Source organism: Bradyrhizobium sp., from assembly GCF_049581145.1.
In the GTDB taxonomy this organism is placed as follows: Bacteria; Pseudomonadota; Alphaproteobacteria; order Rhizobiales; family Xanthobacteraceae; genus Bradyrhizobium.
Map to the genome: position 1 here is coordinate 1 of NZ_JBAURI010001172.1, position 5,846 is coordinate 5,846.

General features: G+C 65.0%; 5 protein-coding genes and 1 pseudogene. All 6 read left to right on the forward strand.

Annotated elements, in window-relative coordinates; all coding sequences use genetic code 11:
• A partial coding sequence (locus WCB02_RS37330) for a 5'-nucleotidase C-terminal domain-containing protein (RefSeq protein WP_423966897.1) occupies positions 1–466 on the forward strand: 466 nt, incomplete at its 5' end.
• Between the two features lie 107 nt (positions 467–573).
• On the forward strand, positions 574–1,503 hold the full coding sequence (locus WCB02_RS37335) for a histone deacetylase family protein (RefSeq protein WP_423966899.1): 930 nt from the start codon (positions 574–576) through the stop codon (positions 1,501–1,503).
• A gap of 120 nt (positions 1,504–1,623) precedes the next feature.
• Complete coding sequence (locus WCB02_RS37340) at positions 1,624–1,875, forward strand: exodeoxyribonuclease VII small subunit (protein ID WP_423966901.1); 252 nt, start codon at positions 1,624–1,626, stop codon at positions 1,873–1,875.
• A gap of 557 nt (positions 1,876–2,432) precedes the next feature.
• Entirely contained in the window at positions 2,433–4,358 is a 1,926-nt protein-coding gene (dxs, locus tag WCB02_RS37345) for a 1-deoxy-D-xylulose-5-phosphate synthase (RefSeq protein WP_423966903.1), read from the forward strand.
• 263 nt (positions 4,359–4,621) lie between these two features.
• Positions 4,622–5,356: a TlyA family RNA methyltransferase gene (locus WCB02_RS37350; RefSeq protein WP_423966906.1), complete on the forward strand. Its 735-nt coding sequence runs from the start codon at positions 4,622–4,624 to the stop codon at positions 5,354–5,356.
• A pseudogene (locus WCB02_RS37355) lies at positions 5,349–5,846 on the forward strand (RNA methyltransferase); the annotation flags it as partial. The gene WCB02_RS37350 and the pseudogene WCB02_RS37355, both read left to right, overlap by 8 nt.

Consider the following 5,846-nt stretch of genomic DNA (forward strand, 5'->3'; position numbering starts at 1 on the left):
CACCAATCCCGGCGGCATTCGCATCGACATCGCGAAAAAGGACGATGGCGCGGTGAGCTATGCCGACATCTTCGCCAGCCAGCCGTTCCGCAACCAATTGGTGACGCTGACGCTCACCGGCGCCGACATCAAGGCCATGCTCGAACAGCAATGGCTCGACCCGACGCGGCCACGGATCCTGCAGGTCTCGCATGGCTTCAGCTACAGTTGGGACGCCGCAAAGCCCGCTGGCGACCACGTCGCCGCCGCATCGATGGTGCTGAACGGCACGCCGATCGAGCCGCAGATGAGCTACCGTGTCACCGTGAACAATTATCTCGCGCTCGGCGGCGACGGTTTCAGCGTGCTCAAGCAAGGAATCGCGCCGCAATTCGGCGTCTACGACTCCGATGCGCTGTTTGCTTATTTCGGGACGAACAGCCCAATCACGCCGCACGCACAAGACCGCATCACGCGCAGCAACTGACCGGAAATGACGGGTGATACCGCCCTCATGGGCCTTTCCGAACAGGGCGCGACCTCCTAGATTAATCGCTTCGCGCCACCCGCGCGTGTCAGTTGTCAGGATGTCCGATGACCACGCTTCTGTTGACCCATCCGGCATGCCTCGCGCATGCCATGCCCGCAGGACACCCCGAGTGCCCCGACCGGCTGCGCACGGTCAACGCGGTGCTGGGCGAAGACCGCTTCAAGGCTCTGGTGCGCGGTGAAGCGCCGGAAGGCAATCTCGACCTGGTTACGCTCTGCCACAACGAGCATTATGTCACCGAGCTACGCCATATCGCGCCGACCAGCGGCATGATCTATGTCGATGGCGACACCTCGATGTCGCCGGGCACCTGGGAAGCGGCGATCCGCGGCGTCGGCGGCGCGGTCGCCGCCACCGACGCGGTGATGTCGGGCACCCATCATAACGCCTTCGTCGCGATCCGCCCGCCCGGGCATCACGCCGAGATCAACAAGCCGATGGGTTTCTGCTTCTTTGACAACGTCGCGATCGCCGCCCGTCACGCCCAGCGCAAATACGGCATCGGCCGCGCCGCCGTGGTCGATTTCGACGTCCATCACGGCAACGGCACGCAGGACATCTTCTGGGCCGACAAGACCGTAATGTATTGCTCGACCCACCAGATGCCGCTGTTCCCCGGCACCGGCGCCGCCGGCGAGCGCGGCGAGCACGACACCATCGTCAACGCGCCGCTCGCCTCCGAGGACGGCAGCGCGCAGTTCCGGGCCGCGTTCGAGAACGTCATCCTGCCGCAGCTCGCCAAATTCGGTCCCGAACTGATCATCATCTCGGCCGGCTTCGATGCCCATTACCGCGATCCGCTCGCCTCGCTGAACCTGGGCGCGGACGATTTCGCCTGGGTCACCCGCAAGCTGATGGAGCAGGCCGATTCCAGTGCCGGCGGCCGAGTTGTCTCGGTGCTCGAGGGCGGCTATGACCTGCAGGGCCTGAAAGAATCGGTGGCGGCGCACGTCACCGCCTTGATGGACGCCTGATTTCAGCGCCGCGACCAGCCACCATGCGCCCGCAATGGTGGTTTTGAGTGGGTGCTCCAGATCGGTCGCACGCAGGAAGCCGGCAACACCCAGAGGCCCGGCCGCACGCAGGAAGAGAGTATGGCTGAAAACACCTTGAGTGACGTCAGAAAGCTGTCCTTCGAACGCGCGATCGAGGAACTGGAGCTGATCGTGAAGCGGCTCGAGGAGGGCAAGGTGCCGCTGGAGGAATCAGTCGCGATCTACGAGCGCGGCGAGGCGCTGAAGCGGCGCTGCGAGGAATTGTTGCGCCAGGCCGAAGCGCGGGTCGAAAAGATCACCACCGATGCCAGCGGCCAGCCCCGCGGCACCGAGCCGCTGGACGTGGAGTAGGCCCCGTCCCGCGGCGCGAAAGCCACAGTTCGCGTTTCTTTGGACGCAGTCCATTCGGGTATCGTCACGATCTGGTCAAGACGCAGCCGCGTCTGTGACGTCTTTATGATCATTCGCGCTGGCCGCGACTCGGAAAAGGCTCAAATCAGCTTCCAAATTAGCCTGGGCACTGCGACCAATTTGGGCTGTCCGGAACTTTATGCCTGCCAAAGAGTTAACGGCTCCCGGTTCCTCACCTCCGAGAGCCGGGAGGCGGGTTGGCTTTGCCCGCCGCTTTGGTGTAAGGACTTACGAGCTATGGGCTTTGGAAAGCACGCCGCCGACCCGCTTGGGTCGTGTCAAATGCTTGAACTAGCTTGGAAAACTGGCCGACAGGGATGAAGCCGTCAAACGTGATATCCATCACATTGGCAGAACCGGAGCACATCTAGTCATAAGGAGCCGGGCCTCGGCCCGCGCGACGACCCCGGCAGTGGGCGGTTTGGTAAGTTCCGCCGATACTGTGCAACCCATCCGACGTCGGGCCTTCTTTCCGACATGAACATTGGAAAATCGCCGTGACCGTATTTAGTAAAACGCCGCTTCTCGACACCATCCGTACACCTGAGGATCTCCGCCGGCTCAAGGTTGACCAAGTCCGACAAGTCGCAGACGAGCTGCGCCAGGAGACCATCGATGCCGTCTCGGTCACCGGGGGCCATTTCGGTGCCGGCCTTGGTGTCGTCGAGCTGACCACCGCGATTCACTACGTCTTCGACACGCCGCGCGACCGCCTGATCTGGGACGTCGGCCATCAGGCCTACCCGCACAAGATCCTGACCGGGCGGCGCGACCGCATCCGCACGCTGCGCACCGGCGGCGGCTTGTCCGGTTTCACCAAGCGCACCGAGAGCGACTACGATCCGTTCGGCGCGGCGCATTCCTCGACCTCGATCTCCGCAGGCCTCGGCATGGCGGTGGCGCGCGATCTCTCCGGCGGCAAGAACTACGTGATCGCCGTGATCGGCGACGGCGCGATGTCGGCGGGCATGGCCTATGAGGCCATGAACAATGCCGGCGCGATGAACTCCCGCCTGATCGTCATCCTCAACGACAACGACATGTCGATCGCCCCCCCGGTCGGGGCGATGTCGGCCTATCTGTCGCGGCTCTATTCAGGCAAGACCTATCGCACGCTCCGCGAGGCCGCCAAACAAGTCAACAAGCGGCTGCCGAAGGTCCTGGCGAACCGCGCCAATCGTGTCGAAGAATATTCCCGCGGCTTCATGATGGACGGCGGCACGCTGTTCGAGGAGCTCGGCTTCTATTATGTCGGCCCGATCGACGGTCATAATCTCGATCATTTGCTGCCGGTCCTGAAGAACGTCCGCGACATGGAAACCGGCCCGATCCTGGTCCACGTCGTGACGCAGAAGGGCAAGGGCTATCCGCCGGCGGAGGCTTCCGCCGACAAATTCCACGCCGTCGTCAAGTTCGACGTCGCCACCGGCGCGCAGGCCAAGGCCAAGCCGAATGCGCCGTCCTATCAGAACGTGTTCGGCCAGAGCCTCGTCAAGGAAGCCGAGAAGGACGACAAGATCGTCGGCATCACCGCGGCAATGCCCTCTGGCACCGGCATCGACATCTTCAGCAAGGCGTTCCCGACCCGCACCTTCGACGTCGGCATCGCCGAGCAGCATGCGGTGACCTTCGCGGCGGGGCTTGCCAGCGAAGGCTACAAGCCGTTCTGCGCGATCTATTCGACCTTCCTGCAGCGCGGCTACGACCAGGTGGTCCACGACGTGGCGATCCAGAGCCTGCCGGTCCGCTTCGCCATCGACCGCGCCGGCCTGGTCGGCGCCGACGGCGCCACGCATGCCGGCTCGTTCGACAATGCCTATCTCGGCTGCCTGCCCAATTTCGTCATCATGGCGGCGTCCGACGAGTCCGAACTGGTGCACATGGTGGCCACCCAGGTCGCGATCAACGACCGCCCAAGCGCGGTGCGCTATCCGCGCGGCGAAGGCCGCGGCATCGAGATGCCGGAAGTCGGCGTCCCGCTTCCGATCGGCAAGGGCCGCATCATTCGGCAGGGCAAACAGGTCGCGTTGCTGTCGTTCGGCACAAGGCTTGCCGAATGCGAGAAGGCCGCCGATGAGCTCGCCGCCCACGGCCTGTTCGCGACCATCGCCGACGCGCGGTTCATGAAGCCGCTCGACGAGGACATGGTCCTGAAGCTCGCGCGCGAGCACGAGATCCTGATCACCATCGAGGAAGGTTCGATCGGCGGCTTCGGCTCCCATGTCATGCAGCTGCTGGCCGACCACGCCATGCTCGACGGCGGCCTGCGGATGCGCGCGATGGTCTTGCCCGATGTGTTCCTGGATCACGACACGCCAAGTGCGATGTATGCCCGCGCCGGCCTCGATGCCAAAGGCATCGTCGCCAAGGTGTTCGAGACGCTGGGCAAGGATTCCAAGACCGGGGTCGTCAAGCTCGCCTGACGTTTTCGCGCTGTCACCATGGTCAGACCGCGGGACGGCGGCCTGATCGACGCGACGGCATGATCGAAGCGGCGGCTTGGCTGTCGGGGTCGCGCGACGCGACCGCTCTGAGGATCGTGCATGGGATTCGACCGGCGCCGCGCGGGTGCAGCCACGCGCCGCCCCGGCCGATCCCCGGCATGCCTTGACCGCGCGCGGAGTTTGCGTTCGCATGGCGACCCAAACGTTCGGCGTCGTGCCGGCGCGCAACCCGGACTGACCGCATGTCGCCTTCCCGCAAACGCGTGGATCTGTTGCTGGTCGAACGCGGCCTGTTCGAGAGCCGGACACGCGCACGCGCCGCGATCGACGCCGGCCTCGTCATCGCCAACGACAGGACGATCGCAAAACCCTCCGAGGTCGTTCCCATCGACGCGGTGCTGCAGGCCCAGCCTGCGCATCCCTATGTCTCGCGCGGCGGCGTCAAGCTCGCCGCAGCCCTTGAAAGCTATCCGATCGAGATCGAGGATCATGTCTGCCTCGACGTCGGCGCCTCGACCGGCGGCTTCACCGAGGTGCTGCTCGCTGGCGGCGCCGCCATGGTGTTCGCGGTCGATGTCGGGCACGGGCAATTGCACCTCTCGCTGCACGACCATCCAAAGATCGTTTCGATGGAGGATACCGATATCCGCAAGCTCGAGGGCAAGCGGCTGCCGGCGCGGCCCGACATCGTCACGATCGATGTCAGCTTCATCTCGCTGAAGGCCGTGCTGCCGGCGGCCCTGTCGCTCGCCGCGGCGCCGATGCATCTGTTGGCACTGATCAAGCCGCAATTCGAGGCGCAGGGCAGGCATTGCAAGGGCGGCATCATCCGCGACGCCGCCGTGCACGCCAAGGTCTGCGACGAGATCGCGGCATTCGCGGCCTCGCTCGGATGCACGGACATCGCGGTTTTTCCATCCGCAATCGCAGGCGGCGACGGCAACGCCGAATTCTTCCTGGGCGCGCGGCGTGGTTGAGCGCCTCCTCATCGATCATGTCGGCCAGCGCGGCGACGGCATCGCCTTTGCGGACGGTGAGATGATCTATGTGCCGTATACGCTTGGCGGCGACACCGTCGAGGTGGGACCGACACCGGGCCACCATCCCGACCGCCGCCGTCTGCTCGCGGTCGAGACCGCAAGCCCGGAGCGGATCACGCCGTTCTGCCCGCATTTCGGCGTCTGCGGCGGCTGCGCGATCCAGCATTGGCTGCCGGATCGTTATCGCGCCTGGAAGCACAACATCGTGGTCGAGACGCTGGCGCAGGCCAGGCTCGACTGCAGGGTCGCCGCGCTGATCGACGCCCACGGGATCGGCCGCCGCCGCATCACGCTGCACGCGCGCATGGGCACGCATGACGTGCTCAAGGTCGGCTTTGCCGCAGCCAATTCGCACGATGTCATCCCGGTCGATCGCTGCCCGATCCTCGACCCCGGCCTCGCCGGCGCGATGGAAGCGGCCTGGGCG

Excerpts from the sequence above, each read along its gene's own strand:
- WCB02_RS37335 (WP_423966899.1), top strand. The coding sequence starts at position 574 with ATGACCACGCTTCTGTTGACCCATCCGGCATGCCTCGCGCATGCCATG.
- WCB02_RS37340 (WP_423966901.1), top strand. The coding sequence starts at position 1,624 with ATGGCTGAAAACACCTTGAGTGACGTCAGAAAGCTGTCCTTCGAACGC.
- WCB02_RS37350 (WP_423966906.1), top strand. The coding sequence starts at position 4,622 with ATGTCGCCTTCCCGCAAACGCGTGGATCTGTTGCTGGTCGAACGCGGC.